The sequence below is a fragment of the Rhizobium binae genome (assembly GCF_017357225.1).
In the GTDB taxonomy this organism is placed as follows: domain Bacteria; phylum Pseudomonadota; class Alphaproteobacteria; order Rhizobiales; family Rhizobiaceae; genus Rhizobium; species Rhizobium binae.
Genome location: NZ_CP071604.1, coordinates 4369434 through 4384221, shown reverse-complemented (window position 1 = coordinate 4384221; position 14788 = coordinate 4369434). Strand labels below are relative to the sequence as shown.

Genomic DNA, 14788 nt, shown 5'->3' with positions numbered 1-14788 from the left:
TCAGGCTGCCAATAATTCCTTGAGAGCGGACACCAGGCGGGCGCATTCCTCGTCTGTGCCGATGCTGATGCGCAGGAATTGCGAAATGCGCGGCTTGGCGAAATGCCGGACGAGAACGCCGCGCTCCCGCAGCGCGGCTTGAAGTGCGGCGCCCGGCCGGCTTTCATGCCTTGCGAAAATGAAATTCGCCTGAGACGGCAGCACCTCGAAATCCAATGTTTGGAGGTCCCGGACAAGAGCGTCCCGGCTGACAACAAGCTTCCTCCGGCACGCCTCGAACCACGCCTCGTCCTTGATCGCGGCCGTCGCGGCGACCTGTGCCAGACTATCGAGCGGATAGGAATTGAAACTGTCCTTGACGCGCACCAGCGCCTCGATCAGCTCCCTCTGGCCCAGCGCAAAACCGACGCGCAGACCCGCAAGCGAGCGTGATTTCGACAAGGTCTGTATGACCAGCAGATTGGGATATCTGGAAATGAGCGGGACAGCGCTTTCGCCCCCGAAATCGACATAGGCCTCGTCTATCGCCACGACCGCATCCGGATGTGCGGCGACAAACGCCTCTATCTCGGCAAGCGGCAGGCCGATGCCGGTCGGCGCATTCGGATTGGGGATGATGATCGCGCCACACGGCCTGTCGTAGTCCGCCAGCCGGATCCGGAACCTGTCGTCGACAGGTACCTCGATCGTCTCGACGTCGTATAGCAGGCTATAGGCTGGATAGAAAGGATAGCTGACATCCGGATAGAGAAGCGGCAGGTCGTGTTTCAGCAGCGCCTGAAACGTATGAGCGAGCACCTCGTCGGAGCCGTTGCCGACGAACACTTCATCTGCCGTCAGACCGAATCGGGCCGCGATCGTCTCGCGCAATTCCGTCGCAGTCGGATCGGGATAGAGCCGCAGACGATCGTCCGCCGCTTCCTCGATCGCCTCGAGCGCCCTGGGAGACGGGCCGTAGGGATTCTCATTGGTGTTAAGCTTGATCAGGCCGGGAACACGCGGCTGCTCCCCCGCGACATAGGGCTGAAGCTTGCTGACGATGGGCGACCAATACCGGCTCATCTAAATGCGGCGGTCTTCATTCGGCCGCCGTCCGCTGGCCGAAGCGCTTCTCGATATAATCGACGACAAGTGCTTCGAAATCAGCGGCAATATTGGGGCCGCGCAGCGTCAACGCCTTCTTGCCGTCAACGAAAACGGGCGCTGCGGGCGTCTCGCCGGTGCCGGGAAGCGAAATGCCGATATCGGCGTGCTTGCTTTCACCCGGTCCGTTGACGATACAGCCCATGACGGCGACATTCAGCGCCTCGACACCAGGATATTTCTCGCGCCAGACCGGCATATTCTTGCGGATATCGTTCTGGATATTCTGGGCCAGTTCCTGGAACACCGTCGACGTCGTGCGTCCGCAGCCCGGACAGGCTGCAACGACGGGCACGAACTGACGGAAGCCCATGACCTGCAGGATTTCCTGCGCCACCTGGACTTCGCGCGTGCGGTCGCCGTTCGGCTCGGGCGTCAGAGAGACGCGGATCGTATCGCCGATGCCATGCTGCAGCACGAATCCCATCGCCGCCGACGAAGCGACGATGCCCTTGCTGCCCATGCCGGCTTCGGTCAGGCCGAGATGCAGCGCATGGTTCGAGCGTTCGGCGAGCATGGAGTTGACGGCGATCAGATCCTGCACCTGGCTGACCTTGGCCGACAGGATGATGCGGCTGCGCGGCAGGCCGATTTCCTCGGCTAGCGCTGCCGAAAGCAGCGCCGACTGGACGATCGCCTCGCGCGTCACCTGCCGGGCCGAGAGCGGCGAGCCAGCGGCCGCATTCTCATCCATCAGCGCCGTCAGCAGATCCTGATCGAGCGAACCCCAGTTGACGCCGATGCGCACCGGCTTGTCGTAGCGGATCGCCATCTCGATGATCTCGGCGAACTGCTTGTCCTTCTTGTCCTTGAAGCCGACATTGCCGGGATTGATGCGGTATTTCGCCAGCGCCTCGGCGCAGGCCGGATGATCGGCAAGCAGCTTGTGGCCGATATAATGGAAGTCGCCGATCAGCGGCACGTCCATGCCGAGCCGCAGCAGCCGCTCGCGGATCTTCGGCACGGCAGCCGCACTCTCGTCGCGGTCGACGGTGATGCGCACCAGCTCCGAGCCTGCCCGGTGGAGGGCCGCGACCTGAGCGACGGTCGAGTCGATATCGGCCGTATCGGTGTTCGTCATGGATTGCACGACGATCGGCGCGCCACCGCCGACGATGACGCCGCCGACATCGACGGCAACGGAAGCGCGGCGCGGTTTCGGATCAAAAGCGGCGGCTGAAGACATGAAGAGTTTTTGCACCCCTAAAACATGTCGCGCAACAATCTGCAGCGGTTTTGCGATGACGACATGCGTAAAACAAGGACCTAAAGCGCAGGGCCCTCTCCGAAAGACTGCCCCGCGCTTTAGAGACAGCGCCATTCAGGTGGATCAAGCCCGGCGGCTTGTCAACCGCCTCCTGTATCACTTTTGTTTGGAAGCGGCTCAGTGGCCTCCTCCGGAGACGCCATCGGCATAATGGGCGAGCTTCGAGAACAGGAGAACGACGAGCAGCAGCACCGGCAGCGCCATGAATACGACGGCAAAGCCGACATGCTCGGCGACGAAGCCGATCACCGACGGCGCGACCAGCATGCCGGAATAGCCCATGGTGGTGACGACCGAAATGCCGATGCCGGGCTTCAGGCCGGGAATGTTGCCGGCCGCCGAGAAGGCGATCGGAACCATGTTGGAAATGCCGATGCCGCACAGGGCAAAGCCCAGGATGGCAATCTCGGCGTCCGGCGCGAAACCCGCAAGCAGCATGCCGGCAATGGCAAACAGCGTGCAGACCCGCAGCGTCTTGACACCGCCCAAACGGTCGCGCACCAGATCGCCGGCAAAGCGCATGATCGCCATGGTCGCCGAGAAGGCTGCGAAACCAAGGCCGGAAAGTGCTACGGATGCGTCCATTTCCTGGCGGAGGTAGAGCGCGCCCCAGTCTAGAACCGCACCTTCCGGCACCATCGAGAACAGCGCCATCAATCCGAGCAGCCATGGCAGCGGCACCATCGGCAGCCTGGTTTTTTCCTTCTTGGTGTCGGGATGCGGCGGATCCGCAAGGATCATCGGCCAGGCGACGGCAAGGAAGATCGCCGCCAGCGCGGTCGCCAGCTGGGCATGGCCGAGAATGCCGAGCTTGGCGATTACGATGCCGCCGAGGCCGGAGCCGATCAGGCCGCCGAGGCTCCAGAAGGCGTGGCAGGACGACATGATGGCGCGGCGCATCGATTGTTCGACCGAGACCGCATTGGCATTCATCGCCACATCCATCGCGCCGATGAAGCCGCCGAACAGGAAGAGCGCGATCGCCCCGGTGATCACGTTCGGCGCGAGCGTCAGCGCCAGGAGCAACGGCAGTACGCAGACAGCCGTTGCCCGAACAACGACGCGCGAGCCATGCTTGGCAATCTGTGCGCCGGCGATCGGCATCATGACCAGCGAGCCGATGCCGAAGACGATGATCATCAGCCCGAGCTCGAACTTGGAGAGCCCGAGACGCTCGGCGAAATCCGGTATCTTCGGCGCCCAGCAGCCGACGACAAAGCCGTTCATGAGAAAGAGCAGGGAAACCGCTGCCCTGCTTCTGGTAAGGAAGCCCCTGCGGACCCCCGGCGGCGCATTCACATGACTGTCCATTTTCAGTCTTTCCTCGTTATCGGGCTTTGAAGAGCCCGTTTTCTAAACGCCGCCTGGGCGGCCTCAGTTCGTTTTCTCGGCGATGATGGTCCGACAGCCGCGCTCGCGGTAGCCGGCGAGGACGGCTGGATCTGCATCGTGCTCGACGACCAAGCATTCGCAATGCGCAACCGGCAGTATGCTGTGGGGTGCAGCGGTGCCGAACTTCTCCGAGGTCACGGCCGCCAGAACTTTTCTGCTTCTCGACGTGGCAAAACGTTTGAACTCCGCATCCTCGAAGCTGAAGGCGGTGATGCCGGCCTCGAGATCGACGCCGCAGGCGCCGAGGATGCAGAGATCGGGCGAAATCTGCTCCATATCCCGCAGGGCCTTGGCGCCGAGCGCGCCGCCGGTCTGCCGGTCCATCATGCCGCCGATCAGGATGATGCTGACAGCAGGTTTGTCGAGCAACGCCGCGGCGATGGCCGGCGCATTGGTCGCAGCCGTCAGTTCGAGCTCGGCAGGCAAGGCGTTGGCAATCGCCAGATTGGTACTGCCGGCATCGAAGAACACGGTCAGACCGGCGGCGATCTGCTTTGCCGCGGCCCGCGCCAGTGCCTGCTTTCGGTCGGCGACAATGCCGATGCGCTGCGTCAGGCTTCCATGCGCCGGCGAAACCGGCAAGGCCCCGCCATAGACCCGCTCGCAGAGTCCCGCCGCCGCCATCTCGCGAAGGTCGCGCCGTACCGTATCTTCGGAGACGCCGAATTCGAGCGCAAGTTCCGCCGCCAGCACGCGGCCGTTCAGCCGCAGCCGCTCGGAAATCACATCTTGGCGCTCTCGCAACAGAAAATCCTGCATGTTCCTACCGGGTCATTGGCCGATCTGATGAAAACATGCATAAACGTTTATGATCGTGCAGACAACATGCACAGCTACACGTTTTCTGATGCGATGAAACAATGCGCCCCCTTGGGCGGCGGCCGCCGCCGGAGAAAAATATTTTGCAGTTTCTGCATTTATTCGCAGTTTTCTACGCTTCCGCCGCCCTAGTTTTCTGCAAACTATGCCGAATCCGATCACACCTCCCAAGGATGGACAAAACAATGAATTGGTTGAAAACCGCCGCCGCCGCTGTCCTCATTCAGGCTGCAGCCCTCCTGCCCGCCCATGCCGGCGAAAACCTAGCTGCCATCAAATCGGCGGGCGTCTTCAAGATCGGAACCGAAGGCACCTATGCGCCCTTCACCTATCATGACGAAAGCGGCAAGCTTATCGGCTTCGACGTCGAGATCGGCGAGGCGATCGCCGCCAAGCTCGGCGTCAAGGCCGAATTCGTCGAAGGCAAGTGGGACGGCCTGATCGCCGGCCTCGACGCCAAGCGCTACGACACCGTCATCAACCAGGTCGGCATCACCGAAGCCCGCAAGCAGAAATATGATTTCTCCGAACCCTATATCGCTTCCAAGGCCGTGCTGATCGTCCGCGACGGCGACGACAGCATCAAGACCTTCGCCGATCTGAAGGGCAAGAAATCCGCCCAGTCGCTGACCAGCAACTTCGGCAAGCTCGCGACCGAGGCCGGCGCGGAGCTCGTCGGCACCGACGGTTTCGACCAGTCGATCCAGCTCGTGCTGACCAAACGCGCCGATGCGACGATCAACGACAGCCTCTCCTTCCTGGACTTCAAGAAGCATAAGCCGGACGCGCCGGTGAAGATTGCCGCCCAGCAGGAAAATGCCGATTACTCCGGTATCATCATCCGCAAGAACGAGCCGGAGCTTCTTGCCGAAATCAACAAGGCGCTTGCCGAAATCAAGGCCGACGGTACGTACAAGAAGATCGCCGACAAATATTTCGGCCAGGACGTTTCGAAGTAAGTTGGGAAAATCCCCTCTCAACCCCCCAAGGGAGGGGCTAACTTGAAGCATCCGCTTGCAGAAAACATCGGCCTTCCTGCGGATGAAACGATGAAGTGAAAGGCGTCGGGAACGGCATCCAAACCCCCTCCCCCTTGTAGGGAGGGGTTGAGGAGGGATATTCGAGATGTCACCACCCAACCGAAGAGAGGGAACCTTTCTTGCAGCACTGGCTTCAACTGATGGCGGAATCGCTGCCCTCGCTCCTCTGGGCGGGTTTGATCTTCACCATCCCCCTCACGCTGCTGTCCTTCACCTTCGGTCTGATCCTCGGCCTGATCACGGCGATCGCCCGCCTCTTCGGTCCCGCACCGTTTACGGCCGTCGCCCGTTTCTATGTCTGGGTCATCCGTGGCACTCCGCTGCTCGTGCAGCTCTTCGTGATCTTCTACGGCCTGCCGAGCATCGGCATCCTTCTCGATGCCTTTCCCGCCGCCCTCATTGGCTTTACCCTGAATATCGGCGCTTACAGCTCCGAGATCATCCGCGCCGTCATCTCCTCCGTGCCCAAGGGTCAGTGGGAAGCGGCCTATTCGATCGGCATGAGCTGGCGCCAGGCGATGAGCCGCACCATCCTGCCGCAGGCCGGCCGCGTCGCCGTGCCGCCGCTGTCGAATACCTTCATTTCGCTGGTCAAGGACACGTCGCTTGCCGCCGCCATCACCGTGCCGGAACTGTTCCAGGCAGCTCAGCGCATCGTCGCCACCACCTATGAGCCGCTGATCCTCTATATCGAGGCGGCGCTGATCTATCTTGCGCTGAGCTCCATCCTCTCGCAGCTGCAGGTGCGGCTGGAACGCCGCTTCTCGCGTTACGGCGGCATGCTCGAGGCAAATGCATGATCGAGCTTTCCAACATCGAAAAGCGCTTCGGCGACGCCATTATCCTGAAGGACATCAGCATTCGCATCCCCGAAGGCAGCGTCACCGCGCTGGTCGGGCCCTCAGGTGGCGGCAAAAGCACGCTGCTGCGCTGTATCAACCTGCTCGAAATCCCGACATCAGGTGCAATCCGCCTCGGCGAGGCAGAGCTTTCCTTCGCGCCCGGCAAACGGGTCGGCTGGCAGGCAATCCAAAAAATCCGCCGCCAGACCGGCATGGTTTTCCAGAACTTCCAGCTCTTCCCGCATCAAACCGCGATCGAAAACGTCATGGAAAGTCTGGTCACGGTGCTGAAATGGCCGAAGGAGAAAGCCCGCGAACGCGCCACCGAACTCCTGACGAAGGTCGGCATGGCGCACAAGGCCGATGCCTGGCCTTCGACATTATCGGGCGGCCAGCAACAGCGCGTGGCGATCGCCCGGGCGCTCGCGCCGTCGCCGCGCGTGCTTCTGTGTGACGAGCCGACCTCGGCGCTCGATCCGGAACTCTCCGCGGAAGTGGTCGATGTGCTGGGCCAGTTGGCCCGGGAAGGCACGACCATGGTCATGGCGACCCATGATCTGCGCCTCGCCTCCAAGATCGCCAATGACGTGGTCTTCCTGGAAGCCGGCAGCGTGGTGGAAACGGGCAGCGCCAGGGCGATCTTCACCGCGCCGCAGCGCGAACGCACCAAGCGCTTCATTTCGACGATCAACGCCGCTCATACCTACGATATCTGAACTGTCTCACGTGAATCATGATTCACGTGAGACGCTTTGTGTCTAAACGACCTGGCTCAGGCCGAGGTGACGACGGAGCGCGCTGCCTTCAGCGCATTGCCCCACCAGGTGATCTGGTCGAGCAGGTTCTTGGCAGCCTCGTTGAGATGCGCGTAATCGCCCAGGCTCTTGCCTTCCTTGAGAACGGCAAGATATTCGCTGAAGGCGATGTGGACGCCGGTCTTGACGGAAGCGGCACCCATTTCCACGAAGATCAGACGAAGCTGCTCGACCGCACGTGCGCCGCCGACACCGCCATAACCGACGAAACCGACCGGCTTCTGGATGAATTCGCCGAGATCGATCGCGTTCTTTAAAACCGCCGTCGGCGCATGATTGTACTCGGCAACGGTGAAAATGAAGCCGTCGAATTCGCGTAGCTTCTTCTTCCAGCGCTCGGCGGCTTCGCTTTCCGCCGTAGTTGCCCGCTCTTCGCCGAAGAAATGCATGGGATAGTCGAGAAGATCGAGAACCTCGACTTCGAGATCGGAGCGTTGGCCGACGAGCCCAGCGATCCACTTGGCCGGATGTTCGGCGAAACGGCCAATGCGTGTGCTGCCGACGATGACGGCAAACTTCAACTTGCTCATGGAGAGGATTTCCTGGTTGGTCTTGGGGCGGATATACGACCTCAAGTCTATGAGAAAGCCTCCTCGCCAGGCAAGGCGAGGAGGCCGTAAACGCTCCGAAAAATCAGCTTTCCGACAGCTCGATCACACACAATCGGGTGATTGGCCGAAGCAGCCGGCCAACTGATCAAGCCTCTCGGCAAGGCTCAACCGGCATAGACGACAAGCAGGTCCTTGGCATCGATCTGGTCGCCGGCCTTGACGAGGATTTCGGCAATGGTTCCATCCTTTTCCGCGTGGATCGCCGTTTCCATCTTCATCGCCTCGATGGAGACGAGCACGTCACCGGCGCTGACGGCCTGGCCGGACGAGGCGAAGACGCGGCTGATGACGCCGGGCATCGGCGCACCGACATGTGCGGCATTGCCGGGTTCGGCCTTGCGGCGGACAGCCGCGCCCGTCGCCCCATGGGCCCGGTCCGGCACCTTGATGCGGCGCGGCTGACCGTTGAGCTCGAAGAAGACGGTGACCATGCCCTGGCTGTCGGTGGCGCTCATCGCCTGATTGACGATGACGAGCGTCTTGCCTCTTTCGATATCGGCAAACAGCTCCTCGCCATCGGCCAGCCCGTAGAAATAGGCCGGCGTCGGCAGCACCGAGACTGGGCCATAGGTATCGGAGGCGAGCGCGAAGTCGGTGAAGACCTTCGGATACATCAGGTAGGAGGCAAACTCGAAGTCGCTGACCTCGCGCTCCAGCTTCGTCTCGATGACCTTGCGCTCGGCATCGAGATCAGCTTCCTTCAGCAGCGAACCGGGACGCACCGTATAGGGCTTTTCGCCCTTCAGCGCCTTCTTCTGCAGCGCTGCCGGCCATCCCGACGGCGGCTGGCCGAGATCGCCCCTCAGCATCGAGACCACCGATTCCGGGAAAGAGACTTCGCGCTCGGGGCTGACGACGTCGGCGACCGTCAGATCCTGGCTGACCATCATCAGGGCCATGTCACCGACGACCTTGGAGGAGGGCGTCACCTTGACGATATCGCCAAACATCCGGTTGGCGTCGGCATAGGCCTGCGCCACCTGGTGCCAACGGGTCTCCAGTCCCAGCGAGCGCGCCTGCTCCTTGAGATTGGTGAACTGGCCACCCGGCATTTCATGCAGATAGACTTCCGAGGCCGGGCCCTTGAGGTCGCTTTCGAAAGCAGCATACTGATTGCGCACAGCTTCCCAATAGAAGGAGATGCGGCGGATCCATTCCGGATCGAGGCCTGGATCGCGTTCGGAGCCGGAGAGCGCCTCGACGATCGAGCCGAGGCAGGGCTGAGAGGTATTGCCGGAAAGCGCATCCATTGCCGCATCGACGGCGTCGACACCGGCTTCGACGGCCGCAAGAACGGTGGCGGCCGCAATGCCCGACGTGTCATGCGTGTGGAAGTGGATCGGCAGGCTGGTCGCCTCGCGCAGCGCCTTGAACAGCACCTTCGCCGCCGCCGGCTTCAACAGACCCGCCATATCCTTGACTGCGATGATATGGGCGCCGGCCTTCTCGAGCTCGACGGCAAGGTCGGTATAATATTTCAGGTCGTATTTGGGGCGGGCGGAATTGAGGATATCGCCGGTGTAGCAGATCGCCGCCTCGCAGAGCTTGTTCTCCTCGGCAATCGCATCCATCGACACCCGCATGTTCTCGACCCAGTTCAGGCAGTCGAAGACGCGGAAGAGATCGATGCCGCCCCTGGCAGCCTGGCGGACGAAGTATTTGACGACATTGTCAGGATAGTTGGTGTAGCCGACGCCGTTGGCGCCGCGCAGCAGCATCTGCAGGAGCAGGTTCGGCGCGCCCTCGCGGATCAGCGCCAGCCGTTCCCACGGATCTTCGGTGAGGAAGCGCATGGAGACGTCGAAGGTGGCGCCGCCCCAGCATTCGAGCGACAAGAGATTCGGCAGCGCATGCGCATAGGTGCCGGCGATCCTGGCGATGTCATAGGTGCGCATGCGGGTGGCGAGCAGCGACTGGTGGCCGTCACGCATCGTCGTATCGGTCAGAAGCACCCGCTTCTCGTTGCGCATCCACTCGCCGAACTTCTTCGGACCAAGCCTGTCGAGAAGCTGCTTGGTGCCGTCTTTCACGCCATTGCCGTTGGCATAGGGCACCACCGGCTTGGCGGCATTCTCCAGCGGCTTCGGTCTGTCCTTGGCTTCGGGGTGGCCGTTGACGGTGACGTCGGCGAGATAGGTCAGGAGCTTCGTCGCGCGGTCCTGACGCTTGACCTGCTGGAAGAGCTCCGGCGTCGTGTCGATGAAGCGGGTGGTGTAGCTGTTGTCGCGGAACTTCGGGTGGCCGATGATCGCTTCGAGGAAGGTCAGGTTGGTGGCCACGCCGCGGATGCGGAATTCGCGCAGCGCCCGGTCCATGCGGCTGATCGCTTCGGACGGGTTCGGCGCCCAGGCCGTCACCTTGACGAGCAGCGGATCATAATAGCGGGTGATGATGGCGCCGGAATAGGAAGTGCCGCCGTCAAGGCGGATGCCGAAGCCGGAGGCCGAGCGGTAGGCGGTGATGCGGCCGTAATCCGGAATGAAGTTGTGTTCCGGATCTTCCGTGGTGATGCGGCATTGCAGCGCATGGCCGTTGAGACGGATGTCGGCCTGAGCGGGAACGCCCGATTCCGGCGTGCCGATCGCGGCGCCGTCGAGGATATGGATCTGCGCCTTGACGATGTCGATACCGGTGACGACTTCGGTCACCGTGTGCTCGACCTGGATGCGCGGATTGACCTCGATGAAGTAGAATTTGCCGGTATCGGCATCCATCAGATATTCGACGGTGCCGGCGCCGATATAATTGGTCGCCGCCGCGATCTTCAGCGAATAGGCGGCGAGCTCCTGGCGCTGCGCCTCGGAAAGATAGGGCGCCGGCGCGCGCTCGACGACCTTCTGGTTGCGGCGCTGGATCGAGCAGTCACGCTCGAACAGATGCACGACATTGCCGTGCGTATCGCCGAGGATCTGGCTTTCGACATGGCGGGCGCGCTCGACCAGCTTTTCCAGATAGACCTCGTCCTTGCCGAAGGCCGCCATTGCCTCGCGCTTGGCTTCCGTCACCTCGCGGACGAGATCGGCTTCGGCGCGGATGACGCGCATACCGCGGCCGCCGCCGCCCCAGGAGGCCTTCAGCATGACGGGATAGCCAATCGCCGCCGCCATCTTCGCCACCTCGGCCATGTCGTCCGGCAATGGTTCGGTCGCCGGCACGACGGGCACGCCGACCGAGATCGCCAGATTGCGCGCCGCGACCTTGTTGCCGAGCTGGCGCATCGTATCGGCCTTCGGGCCGATGAAGATGATGCCGGCCTTGTTGCAGGCATCTACGAATTCCGGGCTTTCCGACAAGAGGCCGTAGCCGGGGTGAATGGCGTCGGCGCCCGAAAGCTTGGCGACCCGGATCACCTCGTCGATCGACAGATAGCTTTCGATCGGCCCGAGATCGCGCGCCAGATGCGGACCACGGCCGACCTGGTAGCTCTCATCCGCCTTGAAGCGATGCAGCGCCAGCTTGTCCTCTTCCGCCCAGATCGCCACCGTTTTGATTCCGAGCTCGTTGGCCGCGCGGAACACGCGAATGGCTATTTCAGAGCGATTGGCAACGAGTATCTTGGAAATGGGCAAAACGGTCTCCTCCGTCGTTCAGAGGCGGGCATGCTGCACCCGCGAAGAAAATTCTTAACTTCTTGTCACAGGAAGTTCAATTTCTCTTGCGACTGCGAAACGCACTTTCTCGCCATGCGAAGACATGTCGACTGGCAGTATGCAGCAATTTTGGCGAAACGGATCAGAAAAGCTCAGCTTATCAGGCCATGGCGGAAAGCGATCGCCACTGCCTGTTGCCGGTTCTTCGCCTTCAGCTTGTCCTGCAGGCTGTTCATGTACCAATCGACGGTGTGGTTCGAGATTTTCAGCATCTTGCTGATCTCCATCGACGTCATGCCTTCGGCGAGATAGTGCAGGATTTCCATCTCGCGCCGCGTCAGCGGCGTCTCAGCCGGCAGCACCGTTTCCAGTGCCTCGGCCTCGCCCGTCAGCTCGAGCAGTCGCCAGAAGGTCTTGCGCGCCACGGCCTCGAGCAGGGCGATTTCCACCGGCGACAATTCGATCGGTCTGCCGCCGAGACTGAGGCTGCCCAGAATGCCGTTGCGCCCGTGGATCGGAAAGAGGTAGCCGTCCTCCAATCCGTGGCCGAAGGCGTCGACCATCATCTGCTCCATGCGGCGCCGATGCGCGTCGCCGTTGAACGCCGCCATGCTTTCCCGCCAGCGGAAAGGCCGCTGCGCGTGGGCGAGATAGCGCACCCTCGGATCGATCCGGACATATTTCTTTGCGGCATATATCTGCAGCCATCGTTCCGGCCAGCGGCCGGCCAGCTGTGCAGCCCGCAGTTCCGAATTGTGTCGCGCCGGTGTCTTCTGCAAATGGCGCAGCAGGCCGTAATACTCGAAGCCGGAACCGTGGAGGACCTGCTCGAGCTCGGTGATGACGGCGTCCGGATTTGGGCACTCTTCCAAAATTACAAGCACTTGAATTAACGAATTAATATTCACAAAACGCCCCTTGTCCGGACCTAAGTCCGCATCCAGGCCGTTGGCGGCTTTTCAATTTGGTCGCGAAACGGTCTTCAATAATGCAGTCTTGAATTTCAATGCTGTGCTAAACATTTATTAAAATGCAAGCGCAAATTGTCGTGGCATATAAACCGGCAGGCATCCGGTTGCCAGACCCTGATGCCAAAAGATGTGAGCGATCTTCACGCGAGCCACTGCTTTATGCTATTGATGCGGCTCCGATTTCGTCGCAGGAGGCAATGGAGCGTTCAGCTTAATTTTGCCGCGGCAGGGGCTCTGAATGATCCGTTAATCGCCGGTTCAGGTAGCCTTTTGTAGCATCGCATCATTCCCGTTTTCGCAGATGCACAAGAGGTTGGACGTGTCGCTATTCAAGGTCTATGCAAGGGCTCTGCGCTATCTTGGCGCCTACAAGCTCCGCGTATCCCTGGTCGTTATCGCCAATATTGTTCTGGCGACCATCACCATTGCCGAACCGATCCTGTTCGGTCGCATTATCGATGCGATCTCGGGCAAGGGTGAAGTCAAGCCCATCCTGTTCATGTGGGCGGCCTTCGCCGTGTTCAACACCGTCGCCTTCGTCCTTGTATCGCGCGAGGCCGACCGGCTTGCTCACGGCCGGCGGGCGACATTGCTGACGGAGGCTTTTGGCCGCATCATTTCCATGCCGCTCGCCTGGCATCACCAGCGCGGCACCTCCAACGCGCTGCATACGCTGCTGCGCGCCTGCGAGACTCTGTTCGGCCTCTGGCTGGAATTCATGCGCAACCATCTGTCGACGGTCATCGCGCTTGCTCTTCTGGTGCCAACCGCAATATCGATGGACCTGCGCCTGTCGGCCGTCCTCATCGTGCTCGGCATTGCCTACTGGCTGATCGGCCGCCTGGTCATGAGCCGCACCAAGGATGGCCAGGCTTCGGTCGAGAACCACTACCATACGGTCTTCTCGCATGTCAGCGACTCGATCAGCAACGTGTCGGTGCTGCATAGCTACAACCGCATCGAAGCCGAAACCAGGGCATTGAAATCGTTTGCCGATCGGCTGCTCGAGGCGCAGTATCCGGTGCTCGACTGGTGGGCGATCGCCAGCGCGCTGAACCGCATGGCTTCGACGATCGCTATGATGGTCGTCCTGATCATCGGCACGATGCTCGTTCAGTCCGGCCAGCTGCGTGTCGGTGACGTGATTGCCTTCATCGGCTTTGCCAACCTGCTGATTGCCCGCCTCGACCTGATGCGTCAATTCGCTACGCAGATCTTCGAGGCTCGTTCCAAGCTCGAGGACTTCTACACGCTCGAAGATTCGGTGCGTGAACGCGAAGAGCCGGCCGGCAACGGCGAGATCAAGAACGTCAAGGGTGCGGTCGAATTCCGCGACGTCTCCTTCGGCTTCGGCAACAGCTCGCAGGGTCTGCACAATGTCTCCTTCTCGGTGAAGGCCGGCCAGACGGTTGCCATCGTCGGCCCGACCGGCGCCGGCAAGACGACGCTCGTCAACCTGCTGCAGCGCGTCTACGATCCGCAAGGCGGCCACATTCTCGTCGACGGCACCGATATCACGAAGGTGACCCGCAAGTCGCTGCGTCGCCATATCGCCACCGTCTTCCAGGATGCGGGCCTGCTGAACCGCTCGATCAGCGACAATATTCGCCTCGGCCGCGAGGGTGCCAGCGAAGAGGAAATGCGCCGGGCCGCCGAAGCCGCTGCCGCCGCCGACTTCATCGAGACCCGCGAGGACCGTTACGAGACGCATGTCGGCGAACGCGGCAACAAGCTCTCGGGCGGCGAGCGCCAGCGCATCGCGATTGCCCGCGCCATCCTCAAGGACGCACCGATCCTGGTGCTCGACGAGGCGACCTCGGCTCTCGACGTCGAGACTGAGGCCCGCGTCAAGTCGGCGATCGACAATCTGCGTGAGAATCGCACCACCTTCATCATCGCCCACCGGCTGTCGACGGTCCGCGAAGCCGATATGGTGCTCTTCCTGGACGACGGCCGCGTCGTCGAACAGGGCAGCTTCGACGAGCTCAGCCACAGCAACGGCCGCTTCGCCGCTCTGCTGCGCGCCAGCGGTATCCTGACGGACGACGAAGTCCGCAAGGCCCACGCAACCGAAGCCGCCTGATCGGTCGGGTTTCACAACAAAGGCCGGAAGGGGAGCTCCTTCCGGCCTTTTTGTTTGACTGAGTAAGGCAAGTCCAATTCCGACGACATACTTCAGGGCTTCGCTTTCCTTCCAAAACCGTCGCTGACGACACACAGTAACCGTGTACCATGGGGCCACCTCGCTCTGCCCTGCCGGGCATCAGCCCCGCAGCTGGAGAGATTGGCTCGGCGCGA

11 protein-coding genes are annotated in these 14788 nt (G+C 61.6%); 4 read left to right on the top strand and 7 right to left on the bottom strand.

The annotated features are described in order from the left end of the window. The 4 genes from hisC to J2J99_RS21360 all read right to left on the bottom strand — a co-directional run bounded on the left by hisC (position 1) and on the right by J2J99_RS21360 (position 4561). Positions 1-1062, bottom strand: coding sequence for a histidinol-phosphate transaminase (gene hisC, locus J2J99_RS21375; RefSeq protein WP_168295026.1), 1062 nt, complete (start codon positions 1060-1062; stop codon positions 1-3). Positions 1063-1078: 16 nt separating this feature from the next. Further along, the gene (gene ispG, locus J2J99_RS21370) at positions 1079-2329 is read right to left on the bottom strand and encodes a flavodoxin-dependent (E)-4-hydroxy-3-methylbut-2-enyl-diphosphate synthase (RefSeq protein ID WP_168295025.1); all 1251 of its coding nucleotides are present in this window, start codon (positions 2327-2329) and stop codon (positions 1079-1081) included. A gap of 198 nt (positions 2330-2527) precedes the next feature. Continuing rightward, positions 2528-3721 carry an MFS transporter gene (locus tag J2J99_RS21365; RefSeq protein ID WP_168295024.1) on the bottom strand — a complete coding sequence of 398 codons (1194 nt, stop codon included), beginning with the start codon at positions 3719-3721 and terminating at the stop codon, positions 2528-2530. Positions 3722-3784: 63 nt separating this feature from the next. Then, positions 3785-4561: a DeoR/GlpR family DNA-binding transcription regulator gene (locus tag J2J99_RS21360; RefSeq protein WP_168295023.1), complete on the bottom strand. Its 777-nt coding sequence runs from the start codon at positions 4559-4561 to the stop codon at positions 3785-3787. A gap of 245 nt (positions 4562-4806) precedes the next feature. On the opposite strand from J2J99_RS21360, the gene J2J99_RS21355 reads away from it, so the two are divergent. The 3 genes from J2J99_RS21355 to J2J99_RS21345 all read left to right on the top strand — a co-directional run bounded on the left by J2J99_RS21355 (position 4807) and on the right by J2J99_RS21345 (position 7219). Continuing rightward, positions 4807-5580, top strand: a complete 774-nt coding sequence (locus tag J2J99_RS21355) for an amino acid ABC transporter substrate-binding protein (protein ID WP_168295022.1) — start codon at positions 4807-4809, stop codon at positions 5578-5580. A gap of 200 nt (positions 5581-5780) precedes the next feature. After that, positions 5781-6461 carry an amino acid ABC transporter permease gene (locus J2J99_RS21350; protein ID WP_168295021.1) on the top strand — a complete coding sequence of 227 codons (681 nt, stop codon included), beginning with the start codon at positions 5781-5783 and terminating at the stop codon, positions 6459-6461. Next, on the top strand, positions 6458-7219 hold the full coding sequence (locus J2J99_RS21345) for an amino acid ABC transporter ATP-binding protein (protein ID WP_168295020.1): 762 nt from the start codon (positions 6458-6460) through the stop codon (positions 7217-7219). The genes J2J99_RS21350 and J2J99_RS21345 overlap by 4 nt, the downstream gene beginning before the upstream one ends. A 56-nt stretch (positions 7220-7275) precedes the next feature. Here J2J99_RS21345 and J2J99_RS21340 read toward each other — a convergent pair whose 3' ends face one another. From J2J99_RS21340 to J2J99_RS21330, 3 genes are all read right to left on the bottom strand, one after another. Further along, the gene (locus J2J99_RS21340) at positions 7276-7848 is read right to left on the bottom strand and encodes an NADPH-dependent FMN reductase (RefSeq protein WP_168295019.1); all 573 of its coding nucleotides are present in this window, start codon (positions 7846-7848) and stop codon (positions 7276-7278) included. Positions 7849-8033: 185 nt separating this feature from the next. Then, positions 8034-11498 (bottom strand): pyruvate carboxylase, encoded by a 3465-nt coding sequence (pyc, locus tag J2J99_RS21335; RefSeq protein WP_168295018.1) that lies wholly within the window; start codon positions 11496-11498, stop codon positions 8034-8036. A 173-nt stretch (positions 11499-11671) separates the two neighbouring features. Further along, entirely contained in the window at positions 11672-12427 is a 756-nt protein-coding gene (locus tag J2J99_RS21330) for a helix-turn-helix transcriptional regulator (RefSeq protein WP_168295017.1), read from the bottom strand. Between the two features lie 382 nt (positions 12428-12809). Here J2J99_RS21330 and J2J99_RS21325 point away from each other — a divergent pair, with 382 nt between their 5' ends. Beyond that, the gene (locus J2J99_RS21325) at positions 12810-14573 is read left to right on the top strand and encodes a glucan ABC transporter ATP-binding protein/ permease (RefSeq protein WP_168295016.1); all 1764 of its coding nucleotides are present in this window, start codon (positions 12810-12812) and stop codon (positions 14571-14573) included. Positions 14574-14788 lie beyond the last annotated feature (215 nt).